This is a genomic window from Bradyrhizobium sp. NP1, from assembly GCF_030378205.1.
GTDB lineage: Bacteria > Pseudomonadota > Alphaproteobacteria > Rhizobiales > Xanthobacteraceae > Bradyrhizobium.
Window position 1 is genome coordinate 1257512 of the sequence record NZ_CP127385.1, and the last position, 17489, is coordinate 1275000.

Here is a 17489-nt window from a genome sequence, read left to right on the forward strand (position 1 = left end):
GGCTTTTTCCCGCGACAAACTAGCCCTGCTTGCCGAGCTGCGGATGCGGGCGGCCGAAATCGGGGGCGGCGGAATCCTGCCCGATCTCGACGATGCCGCGGCGGATCGCGCGCGTGCGGGTGAAATGCTCGAACAGGGCCTCGCCGTCGCCGCGCCGGATCGCGCGCGTCAGCTTGGCGAGATCCTCGTTGAAGGTGCCGAGCATCTCCAGCACGGCCTCCTTGTTGGCCAGGAACACGTCGCGCCACATCGTCGGATCGGACGCGGCGATGCGCGTGAAGTCGCGAAAGCCGCCGGCGGAGAACTTGATCACCTCGGACTCCGTCACCTGCGCGAGCTCGTCCGCGGTGCCGACGATGGTGTAGGCGATCAGATGCGGCAGGTGGCTCGTGATCGCGAGCACGAGATCATGATGGTCGGGCGTCATGGTCTCGACCCTGGCGCCGAGCGCGCTCCAGAACCCGCGCAGCCTCTCCACGGCGGCAGGATCGGTCCCCTCCGGCGGCGTCAGGATGCACCAGCGGTTGATGAAGAGTTCGGCGAAGCCGGAGTCGGGGCCGGAATGCTCGGTGCCGGCGACCGGATGCGCCGGGACGAAATGGACGCCGGCCGGCAAATGCGGCGCCATGTCCTTGACCACCGCGCCCTTGACGGAGCCGACGTCGGAGATGATCGCGCCAGCCTTCAGGTCGGTCGCGATCTCCTGCGCGACCGGACCACAGGCGCCGACGGGAATGCAGAGGATGACGAGATCTGCATCCCGGACGGCTTCCGCATTGGTCTCGACCACGGCGTCGACGATGCCGAGCTCGGCGACACGCGCCCGCGTCTTCGCCGAGCGTGCCGTGGTCACAATCGTCTCGGCCAGCCCCTCGAGCCGGGCGCCGCGCGCAATCGAGCCGCCGATCAGGCCGAAACCGATCAGCGCCAGCTTCTTGAAGTGCGGAGCAGCACTCATTTTCCGGCCATGAAGTCGCGCAGCGCGTCGACCACGAGCCGGTTGGCCTCCTCGGTGCCGACGGTCATGCGCAAAGCATGCGGCAGGCGGTAGTTCTTCAGTCCGCGCAGCACCAGCCCCCGCCTGGTCAGGTACGCGTCGGCCTCGTCGGCGGTCCTGCCCTTCTCGGTCGGGAAGTGAATCAGGACGAAATTGGCGACGCTCGGCGTCACCTTCAGCCCGAGCTTGCTGATTTCATCCGTCAGCCAGTTGCGCCACTTCTCGGTGTGCAGCTTCGACATCTGCTGGTGCGCGGTGTCCTCGATGGCCGCGATCGCGGCAACCATCGCCGGCGTGGAGACGTTGAAGGGGCCGCGAATGCGATTGCAGGCGTCGATGATATGCGCCGGCCCGAACATCCAGCCGATCCGAAGCGCGGCGAGCCCGTGGATCTTCGAGAAGGTGTGGGTCATCACGGTGTTTTCGGAGGTCGCGACCAGCTCGATGCCCATCTCGTAGTCGTTGCGCGAGACGTAATCGCAATAGGCGGCATCCAGCACCAGCAGCACGTGCGCGGGCAGCCCGGCGCGCAACCGCTTGACCTCGTCGAACGGGATATAGGTCCCGGTCGGGTTGTTCGGGTTGGCGAGCCAGACCAGCTTGGTGCGCGGCGTGACGGCTTTCAGGATCGCATCGACGTCGGCGGTGAAGTTGGTCTCGGCCGCGATCACGTTCCTGGCGCCGTTCGCCATGGTCGCGATCGGGTAGACCAGGAAGCCGTGGGTGGTGGAGATCGCCTCGTCGCCCTGGCCGAGATAGGTGTGCGCGAGCAGGTTCAGGACCTCGTCGGAGCCGGCGCCGCAGATGATGCGGTCGGGATCGAGCCCGTAGGCGCGGCCGATCGCCTCGCGCAGGATGCGCGAGGTGCCTTCCGGATAGTCCTCCAGATGATCGGCCGCGTGCTTGTAGGCCGCGATCGCCTTGGGCGAGGGCCCGAACGGCGTCTCGTTGGCCGAGAGCTTGAACACCTTGCGGCCCGGTTCCGGCACCGGGCTCTTGCCGGGCGTGTAGGGCGCAATGTCGAGAATGCCGGGATTCGGCACGGGGCGGTTCATCTTCAACTCCGGAATTGGCGGGGTGGGCTAGCGGGCTACCCCGTTAATGGGCACCGTATAGCGCGTTGCATGGCTGCCGACGAGGGCCGATGAACGCACCGACGCTCCCGCATCGACCAGCGCGCGCATGACGGCGTCGAGGCGGCCGGCGCCTGCGATCGATACGAGCAGCGCCGCACCGTCAAAGGCGGTGTCGGGCACCGCGACGATCTCGGCGAGCGGCGACAGCGCGCGCGCGATCTCGGCATTCCAGCCCGAGACGCGCACGCTCCAGGTCTCGACCTCGGTCACCATGGCGTTGTCGGCGACGCGCGAGACGACGAAAACCGGCAGCGCCGCCGGATGGTCGGCGCGCTCGACGAAGGGCAGCCGGGCGATGATCTTCGGCGCGCCCTCGGCTTCCAGCGTCAGCCACCAGGGTGCGCGGCTTGACGTGGCGGAGACCAGCGCGAGATCGCCTTTCGATTTTGCCACCGCGTCGACGGCGGCGGATGCGGAAAAATGCGCCACATAGGGCACGGTGAAACCGAAGTGAAAGCGCGCCGAATCCCGCATCGCGGGTTCGCTCGTCGAGACGTCGGCATGCACCGCGAACGGCGCCTGCACATAGGTGAAGGTCGCGATGATGACGCGCCAGATGCTCTCCACCGTGTCGAGCGGCAGGATGCCGCGATGGCGCTGCACCAGGCGGCGCATCATGTCGGCCTCGCGTGCGGGGCGGAACGCCGAGCCGACCTCCTGGGTCTGCTTGACCCGGATCAGCCGGTCGATGATGTCGCCGCGCGCCATCAGCAGTCGATGCACCTGTTCGTCGATCGCGTCGATCTCCTTGCGCAGTTCGGCAAGCGAGGGCGGCGCTGGGGGTGGTTTGGACATCTTCAAAACGCCTTCGATGCCGGCTTCTTGCGCATGCGCGGCCGGCGATCACCGACCCTGCTTAGGAAAGACGGGCGCCGAAAGCAAAGAGAAACATCGACGGCGGCTGCCAGCCGTGCCGTGGCGGCGGGTCGTTAACCACCGGCTTGCCTTGACGAAAAGGCCGCCAGCCTCTACTTTCGTCCTGTTCCGTGGTCATTTGAGCCGGCCGGCTTGCAGCCACGTTAAAAAACTCGCTAAACAGGCCGGGGGACGTTATCCCGGCCGAACCTTTGTTCAGGCCGGGTTTTTCATGGCCTGTTTTCGAGGGGTCTTTGACCCCTAACGGGGCCCGAGCTACATGGCAGACGTGCAGTCGATAGCAAGTCCGGCGATCCAGGCCGAGGACCGCGCGCATGAGGTCGACCATCCGACGTCGCAGGTCGCGAAGTTCGGCTTGAACGAGCCGCTGAAGCTCGATTGCGGCGTTGATCTGGCGCCTTTCCAGATCGCCTATCAGACCTATGGCGAGCTCAACGCCGACCGCTCCAACGCGGTGCTGATGTGTCATGCGCTGACGCTGGATCAGCATGTCGCCAACATCCATCCCGTGACCGGCAAGCCGGGCTGGTGGGAGAGCATGGTCGGGCCCGGCCGGCCGCTCGACACCAACCAGTACTTCGTCATCTGCGCCAATGTGATCGGCGGCTGCATGGGCTCGACGGGGCCGGCCTCGACCAACCCGGCGACCGGCAAACCCTGGGGGCTGGAATTTCCCGTCGTCACCATCCCCGACATGGTGCGCGCGCAAGCCATGCTGCTCGATCGACTCGGCATCGACACGCTGTTTTGCGTGGTCGGCGGCTCGATGGGCGGGATGCAGGTGCTGCAATGGACCGCCGCCTATCCGGAGCGCGTGTTTTCCGCGCTGCCGATCGCCTGCTCGACGCGCCACTCGGCGCAGAACATCGCCTTCCACGAGCTTGGCCGTCAGGCCGTGATGGCGGATCCGAACTGGTACCAGGGACGTTACACCGAACATGACACGCTGCCGCATCGCGGGCTCGCAGTGGCGCGGATGGCCGCGCACATCACCTATCTCTCGGACGCGGCGCTGCACCGCAAGTTCGGCCGGCGGATGCAGGACCGCGAGCTGCCGACCTTCTCCTTCGACGCTGACTTCCAGGTCGAGAGCTATCTGCGTTACCAGGGCTCGTCCTTTGTCGAGCGTTTCGATGCCAACAGCTACCTCTATTTGACGCGGGCGATGGACTATTTCGACATCGCTGCCGACCATGACGGCGTGCTGGCGCAGGCATTCCGCGGTATCAAGACCCGCTTCTGCGTGGTGTCGTTTACCTCTGACTGGCTGTTTCCGACCTCGGAATCACGGGCGCTGGTGCATGCGCTGAATGCCTCGAGCGCACGCGTGTCGTTCGCCGAGATCGAGACCGACAAGGGCCACGACGCCTTCCTGCTCGACGTGCCCGAGTTCTTCGATATTTCCCGCGCCTTCCTGCAATCGGCGGGCAAGGCGCGCGGGCTTCCGGGTGGTTGAGTGATGGCCGTGCAAGAGCAGACCCTGCCGCTCGAAGGGCTCTCGCCCGATCGTACCGGCAATTACCGCAGTGATCATCGGCTGGTCGCCGGGATGGTCAAGCCTGGCTCGAAGGTCCTCGATGTCGGCTGCGGCGACGGTGACCTGCTGCAACTGCTTGAAAGCCGCGGCATCGACGGGCGCGGCATCGAGCTGTCGCGCGAGGGCGTCAATCGCTGCGTCGCCAAGGGCCTTGCGGTGGTGCAGGGCGATGCCGACACCGACCTCGTCAACTATCCCGACGACGCCTTCGACTATGTGATCCTGTCGCAGACGCTGCAGGCGACGCGGCAGCCGAAGGTCGTGCTGGAGAATCTGCTGCGGATCGGCCACCGCGCCATCGTCTCGTTTCCGAATTTCGGTTTCTGGAAGATGCGGCTGCAGCTTCTGGTCGGCGGCCACATGCCGCGCACCGAGAATCTGCCGGCGACCTGGTACGACACTGCCAACATCCATTTCTGCACCATCAAGGACTTCGTGCAGCTCTGCGACGAGATCGGCGTCAAGATGGAGCGCGCGGTGGCGCTCGACACCTTCGGCCGGCCGGTGCCGCTCAATCTGCCCTGGTGGGTCTGGAACATGTTCGGCGAGCAGGGCGTGTTTCTGCTCAGCCGGGCAGAGAAGGGGAAGTGACGCGGCAGGCGTCATTCCGGGTTCGCGCTTCGCGCGCCCCGGAATGACGTTTCAGGCGAGTATCGACCGCGGGTCGCGCGCGCCCCAGCGGCCCGCCTCAGCGAGCGCGATGAAGCGCTCGACCGTCTCGTTGAACAGCGCGGGCTCCTCGAGGTTCAGCACATGGCCGGTCTTTGCGAACATCGAGAGCCCGGAGGCCGGAAGATGGCGCTTCAGGAACAGGCTCGGCCCGACGCAGGCCTCGTCCTCGTCGCCGCAGATGATCAGAGCGGGCGTTGCCACTTTCCGGATCGCCTCCGTCATGGTGTAGATCGAGGGCCGCGCTCCTTGAAAGCTGCGCATGGTGTTGGCCGACCCCTTGGAATCATGCCGCGCCAGCGCGGCATAGAAATCGGCATGACCGCGCGGGTCCTTCAGCATGAAGGAAATCCGGCTCGGCGCCTCGCGCGTCACCCTGGCGACACCGGCTGACCCGAGCGTCTCGAACTGCTCGGCGTTGGCGCGGCATTGCGCGCGGAATTGCTCCAGTCTCTCCAGCTCCGAGCCGGAGCCTACGCCGGCCAGCGTCATCGAGAGCGCGCGCTCGGGCGCGTTGAGACCGATCTGCAGCGACGAATAGGCACCCATCGAGAGACCGACGAAATGCGCCTTCGCGATGCCGAGATGATCGAGCACCGCCAGCGCGTCGGTATAGAAGTGCCGGTAGGTATAGACCTCGCTCGATGCCGGGAGGTCGGAGGGCGTGTAGCCGCGCGCCGAATAGGCGATGCAGCGATGGCCGCGTGAGAAGTAGCGCATCTGCGGCTCCCAATTGGTGTGGTCGGCCGCGAACTCGTGCAGGAAAATGATCGGCGTTCCGCTGCCCGCTTCCTCGAAATAAAGGCGGACCTTGTCGCGGGTGACGGCGTGGGGCATCGCGCGGCTCCTGCTTTTTTCTGGTCAGATGGACGCGTGAGCCTCGCAATTAACGCTTGCGACTGCAATGCGGCGGGAATCGTCACCTACTGAACGCGGAATGCCCCCCATGCGCGATGCCGCACTGCTGCATCATGTCTTATTCTCGCCACATCGCGATTTTTAACGGGCCGCGGATGTCGACGGCGGTCGATGCCGATGCAGCGCAGACCGTCATCGATGGGGAGGAGGGGGTTGTAAAATAAGGGTAGAGTATGATCGTGTCTTCTGCGTATCGCCGGCCGCTTCAGATCATGGCGCTGGCAGTCTGTTCTCTCACATTCGCTGTTGCCGCATCGCCGGCCTCGGCCCGTCCGCATCATGGCGCAGGGCGCCACGCGCGGGCCTACCATGCCGGCCACCACGCGAAGCGGCATCTCGCCGCACACCACTATCGCCACTATCGGCATGTCGCGCGGGCCGAGCGCTTCGAGCGTCGCGCCGCGCTGATGCATGCCCGCGGCCTGGAAAATGCGCAGGCGAGCGTCGCGCCGACTCAGACGTCGGGTGAAACGACCATGACGGGCGGCTTCGGCTCGTCGACCCTGGTCAGCGAGGCGCGTCGCTATCTCGGCGGCAATCCGACCAGTCGCGCCAGCCTGTGGTGCGCGCGTTTCATGAACATGGTGCTGGAGCGCACTGGCCATCACGGCACCGGCTCCGACATGGCGAGCTCGTTCGCCCGTTACGGCCAGCGCGTCTCGGGGCCGCAGGTCGGCGCCATCGCCGTCATGGGCCGCCGCGGCGGCGGCCATGTCGGCATCATCACGGGCATCGACGCCAAGGGCAATCCGATCATGATCTCGGGCAACAACGGCAACCGGGTCCGCGAAGCGCCGGTCTCGCGCGGCCGCATCTACGCCTATGTGATGCCGAACTGAACTCTGCTCCCTCTCCCCGCTTGCGGGGAGCCATCCGCAAGGTTAGTTGGAGTCGATAGAAATCAGCCCCTCACCCGGATCGCATCTTTCGATGCGATCCGACCTCTCCCCGCAGGCGGGGAGAGGTGTGATGGAGAGATCGCGGCGCGCTTGCCGCGCTCACACCAATGTCGGCTGCTCGACGGCGACCTGATCGCCGACGCCGATCTCGCCTGCCGAGATCACCTCGGCATAGACGCCGCAATCGGCGTGGTTGAGCCGGCGCATCAGGTCGTTCGGGATCGCGAGGTCGCGCATCGCGGTGTCAGGGTCGACATTGATGGCGGCGCATCGCTTGATCCGCTTCACCACCTTCAGCCGCGCATTGCCGATCGCGAGCGTGCGGTCGAGCAGATCGAACTCGTGCCAGGCCGGCCAGCCGCGGACATAGAGGTTGGCGCGGAAGCGCAGGGGATGGACCGGCGCGCCCACGATATTCTCGATCGCCTGGACACTGGACAGATTGATGATCGAGACCACCTTGCTCGCGACGTCGGAGAAGCGATGGCCGTCGCTCGAAATCACCTTGGGCGGACCCTTGATCTGTCCGGCATAGGTGTTCGCGAAGAAGCGTTCGATGGCGGTGCGTCCCGCGGCCGTTTCGAGATCACCCTCGGCTTGGACCGCGCCATGGCGGCGGATGGTCAGGCGATGGCTTTGCTCGTCGAAATGGGTGTTCAGGGCGGCCAGCCACTCGTCGCGCATCAGCATCAGGAAGTGCGCCTTCGACAGCCATTTGGGGGCGGCCGGATCGAAACCGCTTGGGCCGTTCTCGATCGCATAGCGGCGGTCGGCGGGGAGCATCTCGCCGGCGGCGAGGGCAACCCGCGCCAGCGCCTCGGGGGTGAGGCCCTTGACGGGATAGCGGTAGAGGCCGGTGATCTCGGCGGATGTGCGTGCGGACATGCCGCCTTGTAGGTGATTTGGCGCGCTTCGGCCACGGCGGTGGGCCGCGAGGACGGCGAACTTGGGAGCGCGCCGCCGGCTACACGAATTTGTGAGGTCGCCTCTTCCGTTTCGCAAAACGCCATCCCACATTCGCCTCAAGCCGGCGGGAACGTCGGCGACGACTGCGGAAGGCTTGAGGAACGTCAATGCGGCCCGCGGATACCCAATGAAGATGTTGGCGTCGTGCCTTCGGGGCGGGCTGGCAGGCTGAGGGAACACAAATGAATATTGAAAAATACACCGAGCGTGCGCGCGGGTTCATCCAGTCTGCGCAATCGCTTGCGATGCGCGACGGGCACCAGCAGTTTTCGACGCTGCATCTCCTGAAGGTGCTGCTGGATGACAATGAGGGCCTGGCTTCCGGCCTGATCGACCGCGCCGGCGGCAATTCCCGCGCGATCCTGAAGGCGACCGAGGATGCGCTGAGCAAGCTGCCGAAGGTTTCGGGCAGCGGTGCCGGCCAGGTCTATCTCGCGCCCGAACTGGCGCGCGCCTTCGATGCCGCGGAAAAGGCGGCCGAGAAGGCCGGCGACAGCTTCGTCACCGTCGAGCGGCTGCTGCTCGGGCTGACGCTGGAGAAGAACAGCGAGGCCGGTGCGATCCTGAACAAGGGCGGCGTCACGCCGCAGAACCTGAATGCGGCGATCGAGAGCTTGCGCAAGGGCCGCACCGCGGATTCCGCGACCGCCGAAAACGCCTATGATGCGCTGAAGAAATATTCCCGCGACCTCACCCAGGCCGCGCGCGACGGCAAGCTCGATCCCGTGATCGGGCGCGACGAGGAAATCCGCCGCACCATCCAGGTGCTGTCCCGCCGCACCAAGAACAATCCCGTGCTGATCGGCGAGCCCGGCGTCGGCAAGACCGCGATCGTCGAGGGGCTGGCGCTGCGCATCGTCAATGGCGACGTGCCGGAGAGCCTGAAGGACAAGAAGCTGCTTGCGCTCGACCTCGGCTCGCTGATTGCCGGCGCGAAATACCGCGGCGAGTTCGAGGAGCGGCTCAAGGCCGTGCTGCAGGAAGTCACGTCCGCCGAAGGCGGCATCATCCTGTTCATCGACGAGATGCACACGCTGATCGGCGCCGGCAAGGCCGACGGCGCGATGGACGCCTCCAACCTGCTCAAGCCGGCACTGGCGCGCGGCGAACTGCATTGCATCGGCGCCACCACGCTCGATGAGTACCAGAAGCATGTCGAAAAGGACGCGGCGCTGGCGCGGCGCTTCCAGCCGATCTATGTCAGCGAGCCCACGGTCGAGGATACGATCTCGATCCTCCGCGGCCTGAAGGACAAGTACGAGCAGCACCACGGCGTGCGCATCACCGATGCCGCGCTGGTGGCGGCGGCGACGCTGTCGAACCGCTACATCACCGACCGCTTCCTGCCCGACAAGGCCATCGACCTGATGGACGAGGCGGCGGCGCGGCTGAAGATGCAGGTCGATTCCAAGCCCGAGGAGCTCGATACGCTGGATCGCGAGATCATCCGGCTCAAGATCGAGCAGGAGGCGCTGAAGAAGGAGAGCGACGCCGGCTCCAAATCCCGCCTGCAGGCGCTGGAGAAGGAGCTCGCCGAGCTCGAGGAGAAATCGGCGGCGCTGACCGCGCGCTGGAGCGCGGAGAAGAACAAGCTGTCGAACGCGCAGAAGCTCAAGAGCGAGCTCGATGCCTTGCGCGTCGAGCTTGCCAATGCCCAGCGTCGCGGCGAGTTCCAGCGCGCCGGCGAGCTCGCCTATGGCAAGATCCCGGAGCTGGAGAAGAAGCTCGCCGAGATCGAGGCCAAGGAAGGCTCCGGCGAGGTGATGGAGGAGGCGGTCACCGCCAATCGCATCGCCCAGGTGGTGTCGCGCTGGACCGGCGTGCCGGTCGACAAGATGCTCGAGGGCGAGAAGGACAAGCTCCTGAAGATGGAGGACGCGCTTTCCAAGCGCGTGGTCGGCCAGGCCGAGGCGGTGCGCGCGGTCGCGACCGCGGTGCGCCGCTCGCGCGCAGGGCTCCAGGACCCGAACCGCCCGATGGGCTCGTTCATGTTCCTAGGTCCCACCGGCGTCGGCAAGACCGAGCTCACCAAGGCGCTCGCCGCATATCTCTTCAACGACGAGACCGCGATGGTGCGCCTCGACATGTCCGAGTACATGGAGAAGCATTCGGTGTCGCGGCTGATCGGCGCGCCTCCGGGCTATGTCGGCTATGACGAGGGTGGCGCGCTGACGGAAGCGGTGCGGCGCAGGCCCTACCAGGTCGTGCTGTTCGACGAGATCGAGAAGGCGCATCCCGACGTCTTCAACGTGCTGTTGCAGGTACTCGACGATGGCCGGCTGACCGACGGCCAGGGCCGCACTGTCGACTTCCGCAACACGCTGATCATCATGACCTCGAATCTCGGCTCCGAGTTCCTGGTCAATCAGCCCGAAGGCGAGGATACGTCGGCGGTGCGCGAGCAGGTGATGGCAACTGTGCGCGCGCATTTCCGCCCCGAGTTCCTGAACCGGATCGATGAGATCATCCTGTTCCACCGCCTGCAGCGGAGCGAGATGGGCCGGATCGTCGAGATCCAGTTCGCACGGCTGCAGAAGCTCTTAGAGGATCGCAAGATCACGCTCACCCTCGACGCCGCGGCCCGCGACTGGCTCGCGGCCAAGGGCTGGGATCCGGCCTACGGTGCGCGCCCGCTGAAGCGGGTGATCCAGCGCAGCGTGCAGGATCCGCTCGCCGAGATGATCCTTGCCGGCGAGATCAAGGAAGGCGACCACGTCGTCATTTCCGCGGAAGGCAATGTGCTGACCTTCAACGGCAAGGCGCCGCAGACGGCCGAAATCACGCCGTTCGAGTCGCCGACCCAGCGGCGGAAATTGCATTAGGCGCCGAGCGCAGGATGCCGCCATTGGCGGCATCCGCGCCGGCAAATTGAAGCGTCACGCCTCGCTGTCGGGCGGGCCGACCGGGTCGGCCTCGTCTTCCTCGTTCGCCTCGAGCTCGGTAAGGATATCGACGAGGTCGCGCGCCCGGCCATGCGCCAGGGGTCTTCCCTCGTTCATGAGCGGCTCGTCATTGGCGAGCCAGGCCCGCGCTTCGGCGAGTTCGTCCACCGTTGCGCCCGTTCCAATGATCCTGGCGATAGTGACGTCATCGACGACGCCGACCGACTTGATCACATCATCGCGGGTGACACGGGTCATTGCATCCTCCCATCAAGGAAGCCCTGTTTCCGGCCCGGCGCAACGCCGGCCGGTCGCGCAACGCGTCGCGAGATCAGTACCTCAGCGGCTTGCGGTGAGCCGGGGCGGGTGGTGCGACATGATCCACAGCTCGATCGCGGCGAGAACCGCGACCAAAATGCCGATCGTGACGTGAACCTTCATCGCCGTGGTTCCCTGGAAGCCGAGCACCCAGGGCGACACCAGCGCCCAGAGGCCGACAATCAGGTTCAGCCACTCTTCCCAGACCGCGAAGGCCGCAAGCGCCGCGATCGCCAGCACCGCGATCACGATTCCGGTGATGGCGGCGTTCTGGGTGACCTTTCCGGCGTCGAATTCGAATATCCAGGGCGAGAACAGCAGAATCGCGCCGAGGATGAGGTTTGCGACGTCGCACAATTTGGCGTTCGTCCAATTCTCCATGGCACCCTCCGTAAACGTCGGGCCCCCTCTTTCAATTGTGGCGCGCTTGTGCGGTTCCAAAGGGGTCGGTTCGCAAATTTAAGTGTTCCATCCCAAATTTAATGAGATGGACCGGCAAAACCGGGCACTTTCGTCCCGGGCCGGCAGCAGAGCGGCGGGAACAGCCGCGTCCGGGAGGAGGGGCGATCCGCGCGATCAGAGGCGCGGAAGGCGGTCTCAGCGATTGGTGACCTGCAGCGGTCCGCCGGTCGCGTCCGAGATGCGGGCGGCGGCGCCGTTACGCCCACTCATCATCGCATCGAGCCGGTCGCGTTCCTTCTCGAAGCCCGTCAGGATTGGGCCCTCCAGCGAGCGGCCGCGCGGCAGCTTCACGCGCATCGGGTCGACGAAGCGGCCGTTGACCAGGATCTCGTAGTGGACATGGGCGCCGGTCGACATGCCCGTGGAGCCGACGAAGCCGATCACCTGGCCCTGGCGCACCCGCTTGCCGACCTCGAGGCCCTTGGCGAAGGCCGACATGTGGCCGTAGGCGGTCTCGTAGCCGTTGTTGTGTTTCAGGCGGACATATTTGCCGTAGCCGCCTTCCCAGCCGGCCTTCTCGACGACGCCGTTGCCGGAGGCGAAGATCGGCGTGCCGTAGGCGGTGGCCCAGTCGACGCCGGTGTGCATCTTCACATAGCCGAGGATCGGATGGCGGCGGCCGCCAAAACCGGAGCGCATGATCGCGTTGTTGACGGGCTTGCGCACCAAAAACTTCTTCGCGCTCTTGCCGGTCTCGTCATAGTAGTCGACGACGGAATCGTCGGGGGTCTGGAAGCGGTAGTATTTCTTGGTTTCGCCGCCGACCGTCAGCGAAGCGAACAGCACCTCGTTCTTCTCGGTGATGCTGGAGCCCTCGTCCTCGCCCGCGTAGAACACGTCGAAGCTGTCGCCGGGCTGCACCTTGCGCTGGAAGTCGACGTCGTAGGAGTAGATGCGGATCATGTCGTCGATGACCGGCATCGGCACCTTGTTGCGCATCGCGGTCTCGTAGATGCTCTGGTAGAGCCTCACGCCGCTGCCATCATCATCGTCGTCGTCATCGCTGCTCTTGTTGTCGGCGGTGTCGGTGACGGTGTTGATGCTGGAGACGTCGACCGCGACATATTTGCCGAGATCCGACAATGCAGCGACCGCCTGGATCGCCTGGTCGTTGGCGACGATCACCCGATAGGGCTGCAGCCGCGCGCCGGGTCCGGGCGCCGAGGGCGCCATCAGGATGCGGAGCTTGTCGCCTTCCTTCAGGCCGCCGTCGCGGCCACGCGCGCCGAGGCTCGCGGCGATCGCCTTGGCCTCGTCGGGGGTCGCGCCCTGGTCGCGCAGGATCGAGGCAACGGTGTCGCCCTTCTTGACGATGTGCGTGCGTTCGCCGACCGGATTGCCGCCGGTGGCCTGCTCCTTGGTCTTCGGCAGCAGCGTGACGTTTTCCGGCACCACGCGGGTCTCGAAGCCGGCATAGGGGTCGGCGGCGTTGCCCTCCACCGCGTAGGCGAGCTTGACGTCGGACTGGGCGCCGGTGGCATCCGCCGCGGCATTGGCGAGCGCGGCGTAGCGCACGCCGCCGCCGTTGCCATGCCAGTTCGCCGCGTCACGCACGCGCAGCAGGACTTCGTCGAGCGCGACGGACGCCGCGATCTTGGCCTTCGGCAGCACGGCGCCGAGATCCTTGGTGACGAAGGATACCTCGGCGTCGGGCTCGATCGCGTCGGGATTGTTCGGGTCGTCGGAGGCGGCCTGCGTCGAGGAGCCGACGTCGGTCAGCATGCGCTGGGCGTTGAAGGGCGGGATCTTGGCCGACAGGTCGCTGGTCGTCATCGACAGGTTGCCGGCGATGCGGATGAAGGGGCGTACCCGCATCACGTCGCGGTTGCCGACCCGGGTCACGGTCGAAACCCGCACCAGGCTGCGCGCGGCGGTGGATTCGCCGGGTGGCGGCAGGCGGTCGCTCTTGTGCAGGGTGGCGGTGCGATCGTTGGCGCCGAAGGCGCCACGCAGCGCGCTTTCCACCCGTTCCGGCACGCGGGCGAAGGTCGTCTCGCCGTCGAGAGACGCGAAAACGGCGCCGCCGATGAGGGCCGCGCCGCACAGACCAGTCAGAATCGTGCCGCTGAACCACTGTACCGACACGCGACGGCGGTCGATGACAGCGGCTTCGGTGCCGTCGACGGAAAGCGGCGGCTCATGACCGAGATCGATGATCCCGGTCTCGCGCCCATAGCCGCCCCCGCGTGCCGTCCCTCGATTCAACCTGCGTCCCCCCGCACTCCATTAACATACGATGAAGATCCTGGCCTCCTCCCTGAGATTCCACCGCCTTCTCTGTAAGGGGCAGCTGGGGAAAACAGCCTTTGGCGCGGTTGTCCGGGGATCAACGACCGCAACGGCGGCCGAAATCGCGAACGACGATGCTTTGCGGATCTCTCGATGTTTCCTGGCTAGAGGGAAAAGGCGACGGGCACATGGTCGATCGCCTGTTCCCCGGTGATGAATCCCGGCAGCCCCCACTGGCAGCCCGGCGATTCAATGCTTACCTGTATGCCAGAACGTCGCAGGATTGTGGCTCAAGTACGGCGCTAAGGCCTGAAAAATCGGGACTTCTTCGCTCCAAAAGATTCTGCAACGCGGTGCGACGATTTGTTGACAACAACCGTTGACAACGCCGATCGGGCGGGCTTATAACCCGACCACTGAGCGCGGCGCTGTCTTGGCCCACGGCCAAGGCAAGTTTTCGTGCCTCGTGAAGCTCCTCATTTAGATGAGTGAATCAACAGCCGATAGTCATCGGTTGTCATTTGCCGTCGAATGAAGGTTTGCGGAACTCCCTCGCGGGAGTGGAACCCTCGGGTTCCGGGCTGTTTGACAAGTGAAGATGAAGAAAGAGAAACGTGGACGGCGGAGTCCTTGCGGGTCTCGCTTCACGGAAGGCTTCGGCTTTCAGTGATCGGGACCGGACGAAAGACTTCGGCGGTACACGTTTCAAAGGTAACACCATGGTCTCTTCATTGAGATCATCGCTAGCGATGTGAATCGCGGGCGAAATGGTGGGACCTCGTCAAACGTTGTGATCAGCCGGCTCAAAGTTTCAAGTCCAACTTGAGAGTTTGATCCTGGCTCAGAGCGAACGCTGGCGGCAGGCTTAACACATGCAAGTCGAGCGGGCGTAGCAATACGTCAGCGGCAGACGGGTGAGTAACGCGTGGGAACGTACCTTTTGGTTCGGAACAACCCAGGGAAACTTGGGCTAATACCGGATAAGCCCTTACGGGGAAAGATTTATCGCCGAAAGATCGGCCCGCGTCTGATTAGCTAGTTGGTGAGGTAACGGCTCACCAAGGCGACGATCAGTAGCTGGTCTGAGAGGATGATCAGCCACATTGGGACTGAGACACGGCCCAAACTCCTACGGGAGGCAGCAGTGGGGAATATTGGACAATGGGCGCAAGCCTGATCCAGCCATGCCGCGTGAGTGATGAAGGCCCTAGGGTTGTAAAGCTCTTTTGTGCGGGAAGATAATGACGGTACCGCAAGAATAAGCCCCGGCTAACTTCGTGCCAGCAGCCGCGGTAATACGAAGGGGGCTAGCGTTGCTCGGAATCACTGGGCGTAAAGGGTGCGTAGGCGGGTCTTTAAGTCAGGGGTGAAATCCTGGAGCTCAACTCCAGAACTGCCTTTGATACTGAAGATCTTGAGTTCGGGAGAGGTGAGTGGAACTGCGAGTGTAGAGGTGAAATTCGTAGATATTCGCAAGAACACCAGTGGCGAAGGCGGCTCACTGGCCCGATACTGACGCTGAGGCACGAAAGCGTGGGGAGCAAACAGGATTAGATACCCTGGTAGTCCACGCCGTAAACGATGAATGCCAGCCGTTAGTGGGTTTACTCACTAGTGGCGCAGCTAACGCTTTAAGCATTCCGCCTGGGGAGTACGGTCGCAAGATTAAAACTCAAAGGAATTGACGGGGGCCCGCACAAGCGGTGGAGCATGTGGTTTAATTCGACGCAACGCGCAGAACCTTACCAGCCCTTGACATCCCGGTCGCGGACTCCAGAGACGGAGTTCTTCAGTTCGGCTGGACCGGAGACAGGTGCTGCATGGCTGTCGTCAGCTCGTGTCGTGAGATGTTGGGTTAAGTCCCGCAACGAGCGCAACCCCCGTCCTTAGTTGCTACCATTTAGTTGAGCACTCTAAGGAGACTGCCGGTGATAAGCCGCGAGGAAGGTGGGGATGACGTCAAGTCCTCATGGCCCTTACGGGCTGGGCTACACACGTGCTACAATGGCGGTGACAATGGGATGCTAAGGGGCGACCCTTCGCAAATCTCAAAAAGCCGTCTCAGTTCGGATTGGGCTCTGCAACTCGAGCCCATGAAGTTGGAATCGCTAGTAATCGTGGATCAGCACGCCACGGTGAATACGTTCCCGGGCCTTGTACACACCGCCCGTCACACCATGGGAGTTGGCTTTACCTGAAGACGGTGCGCTAACCGCAAGGAGGCAGCCGGCCACGGTAGGGTCAGCGACTGGGGTGAAGTCGTAACAAGGTAGCCGTAGGGGAACCTGCGGCTGGATCACCTCCTTTCTAAGGATGATCCTTCAGATCCGCGTCATGCAGATCTATCGGATCGTTTTAGAAACATCAGGGGCCAATGATCGCCAGATCATTGAGCTCCATTGGCGGGATTTCGCCGTCTTCGTTTCTCTTTCTTCGCGGACGAACACGCGCCAGGGGCTGCGCTTGTGCGATTGCATCCGGCGCGAGCCGGTCGCGCATGCAGGGCTCCGAATCCCGAACGGGATTAGCGTAAGGGGCTTGTAGCTCAGTTGGTTAGAGCGCGCGCTTGATAAGCGTGAGGTCGGAAGTTCAAGTCTTCCCAGGCCCACCATCTTTGATCGAGTGCGCAGTCTCCCTGCCTGAAGGGGTGCATCTCAAGCGACCGAGGCATTCGTCTTCTGGTTACGGGGCCATAGCTCAGCTGGGAGAGCGCGTGCTTTGCAAGCATGAGGTCGTCGGTTCGATCCCGTCTGGCTCCACCAGATGGTTGATCGTCGATCGGTCAAATTCTCGTCCGCGAAAACATCAATTCGCACGCGTCGTCCTCACCAGGACAGCGCTGTGCGTGATTTCTGACATCGTAAAGAGGAGATCGATCCGAGTTGGATCGTGCAAGCAATTGCGCGACCCTTCACTATCTCCAGGTCATTTCGGCGCTCGCTCATCGTGAGATGAGCGAGTTGTAAATGATCCTGTTAGCGAAGCTTGACCGCCTCGCTATCGGTTCGATCTTACGAAGCAAGCTGGTCTTTCTAGTCAGTGTCCGGCCGCGCCATTCGCCTTCATCGAAGGTGTTGTCGCGGCATGCATTCTGCCGAGTGTGTGGACATTGATAATGAGAGCAATCAAGTGCCTTAAGGGTGTTCGGTGGATGCCTTGGCGCTGAGAGGCGATGAAGGACGTGCTACGCTGCGATAAGCCGTGGGGAGCTGCGAAGAAGCTTTGATCCACGGATTTCCGAATGGGGAAACCCACCTTCGATAGCCGGAACTCCAAGACCTCAGGTCGACTGACCTGAAGGCTTGGGGCTTGACCAGAAATGATCGGGACCAAGTCTCATAGGTTTAGAACCTGGAGGTTTTGGATTTCCGGTTATCAAGAGAAGGTATGAGACTTCTGAATACATAGGAGGTTTCAAGCAAACCCAGGGAACTGAAACATCTAAGTACCTGGAGGAAAGGACATCAACAGAGACTCCGGTAGTAGTGGCGAGCGAACCCGGACCAGGCCAGTGGCACATCAAAGACAACCGGAACCTGTCAGGAAAGCAGGGCCTCAGAGGGTGATAGCCCCGTACGGGTAATGCGATGATGTGTCCTC

13 protein-coding genes, 2 tRNA genes, 2 rRNA genes and 1 riboswitch (1 of these 18 cut by a window edge) are annotated in these 17489 nt (G+C 63.8%); of the genes, 8 read left to right on the forward strand and 9 right to left on the reverse strand.

Going from position 1 to position 17489, the window contains the following annotated elements; all coding sequences use genetic code 11:
- Positions 1 to 19: 19 nt before the first annotated feature.
- Genes QOU61_RS05970 through QOU61_RS05980 form a run of 3 tightly spaced genes read right to left on the reverse strand, consistent with a single transcriptional unit; the run spans position 20 to position 2928 of the window.
- Positions 20 to 958: a prephenate/arogenate dehydrogenase family protein gene (locus QOU61_RS05970; protein ID WP_289657198.1), complete on the reverse strand. Its 939-nt coding sequence runs from the start codon at positions 956 to 958 to the stop codon at positions 20 to 22.
- Positions 955 to 2052 carry a histidinol-phosphate transaminase gene (hisC, locus tag QOU61_RS05975; RefSeq protein ID WP_289657199.1) on the reverse strand — a complete coding sequence of 366 codons (1098 nt, stop codon included), beginning with the start codon at positions 2050 to 2052 and terminating at the stop codon, positions 955 to 957. The genes QOU61_RS05970 and hisC overlap by 4 nt, the downstream gene beginning before the upstream one ends.
- A gap of 27 nt (positions 2053 to 2079) precedes the next feature.
- On the reverse strand, positions 2080 to 2928 hold the full coding sequence (locus tag QOU61_RS05980) for a chorismate mutase (protein ID WP_289657200.1): 849 nt from the start codon (positions 2926 to 2928) through the stop codon (positions 2080 to 2082).
- A 181-nt stretch (positions 2929 to 3109) separates the two neighbouring features.
- A riboswitch (SAM riboswitch) is annotated at positions 3110 to 3189 on the forward strand.
- 79 nt (positions 3190 to 3268) lie between these two features.
- On the opposite strand from QOU61_RS05980, the gene metX reads away from it, so the two are divergent.
- Complete coding sequence (gene metX / locus QOU61_RS05985) at positions 3269 to 4465, forward strand: homoserine O-acetyltransferase MetX (protein ID WP_289657201.1); 1197 nt, start codon at positions 3269 to 3271, stop codon at positions 4463 to 4465.
- Between the two features lie 3 nt (positions 4466 to 4468).
- Positions 4469 to 5137 carry a methionine biosynthesis protein MetW gene (gene metW / locus QOU61_RS05990; RefSeq protein ID WP_289657202.1) on the forward strand — a complete coding sequence of 223 codons (669 nt, stop codon included), beginning with the start codon at positions 4469 to 4471 and terminating at the stop codon, positions 5135 to 5137.
- Positions 5138 to 5188: 51 nt separating this feature from the next.
- On the opposite strand, the gene QOU61_RS05995 is transcribed toward metW, so the two are convergent.
- Positions 5189 to 6052: an alpha/beta fold hydrolase gene (locus tag QOU61_RS05995; protein ID WP_289657203.1), complete on the reverse strand. Its 864-nt coding sequence runs from the start codon at positions 6050 to 6052 to the stop codon at positions 5189 to 5191.
- A gap of 254 nt (positions 6053 to 6306) precedes the next feature.
- Between QOU61_RS05995 and QOU61_RS06000 the strand changes: the two genes are divergently transcribed.
- Entirely contained in the window at positions 6307 to 6972 is a 666-nt protein-coding gene (locus tag QOU61_RS06000; RefSeq protein WP_502876889.1) for a TIGR02594 family protein, read from the forward strand.
- Between the two features lie 159 nt (positions 6973 to 7131).
- On the opposite strand, the gene QOU61_RS06005 is transcribed toward QOU61_RS06000, so the two are convergent.
- Positions 7132 to 7917, reverse strand: coding sequence for an MOSC domain-containing protein (locus tag QOU61_RS06005; RefSeq protein ID WP_289657204.1), 786 nt, complete (start codon positions 7915 to 7917; stop codon positions 7132 to 7134).
- Between the two features lie 263 nt (positions 7918 to 8180).
- On the opposite strand from QOU61_RS06005, the gene clpB reads away from it, so the two are divergent.
- Entirely contained in the window at positions 8181 to 10820 is a 2640-nt protein-coding gene (clpB, locus tag QOU61_RS06010; protein WP_289657205.1) for an ATP-dependent chaperone ClpB, read from the forward strand.
- A 54-nt stretch (positions 10821 to 10874) separates the two neighbouring features.
- Here the strand turns inward: clpB and QOU61_RS06015 are convergent, their stop codons facing one another.
- The 3 genes from QOU61_RS06015 to QOU61_RS06025 form a co-directional block, all read right to left on the reverse strand.
- Positions 10875 to 11138, reverse strand: a complete 264-nt coding sequence (locus tag QOU61_RS06015; protein WP_289657206.1) for a hypothetical protein — start codon at positions 11136 to 11138, stop codon at positions 10875 to 10877.
- A gap of 81 nt (positions 11139 to 11219) precedes the next feature.
- Positions 11220 to 11579 (reverse strand): SPW repeat protein, encoded by a 360-nt coding sequence (locus tag QOU61_RS06020; protein WP_289657207.1) that lies wholly within the window; start codon positions 11577 to 11579, stop codon positions 11220 to 11222.
- A 216-nt stretch (positions 11580 to 11795) separates the two neighbouring features.
- Positions 11796 to 13865, reverse strand: coding sequence for a M23 family metallopeptidase (locus QOU61_RS06025; RefSeq protein WP_289657208.1), 2070 nt, complete (start codon positions 13863 to 13865; stop codon positions 11796 to 11798).
- A gap of 842 nt (positions 13866 to 14707) precedes the next feature.
- Between QOU61_RS06025 and QOU61_RS06030 the strand changes: the two genes are divergently transcribed.
- Positions 14708 to 16196, forward strand: a 16S ribosomal RNA gene (locus QOU61_RS06030).
- A gap of 57 nt (positions 16197 to 16253) precedes the next feature.
- Here QOU61_RS06030 and QOU61_RS06035 read toward each other — a convergent pair.
- Entirely contained in the window at positions 16254 to 16388 is a 135-nt protein-coding gene (locus QOU61_RS06035) for a hypothetical protein (RefSeq protein ID WP_289657209.1), read from the reverse strand.
- Between the two features lie 35 nt (positions 16389 to 16423).
- Between QOU61_RS06035 and QOU61_RS06040 the strand changes: the two genes are divergently transcribed.
- The 3 genes from QOU61_RS06040 to QOU61_RS06050 form a co-directional block, all read left to right on the forward strand.
- Positions 16424 to 16500 (forward strand) — tRNA-Ile (locus QOU61_RS06040).
- 75 nt (positions 16501 to 16575) lie between these two features.
- A tRNA-Ala gene (locus tag QOU61_RS06045) sits at positions 16576 to 16651 on the forward strand.
- Between the two features lie 361 nt (positions 16652 to 17012).
- Positions 17013 to 17489: ribosomal RNA gene (locus tag QOU61_RS06050) — 23S ribosomal RNA — on the forward strand (it continues 2397 nt past the right edge of the window).
- Together the 16S and 23S rRNA genes with 2 tRNA genes alongside form the textbook arrangement of a ribosomal RNA operon.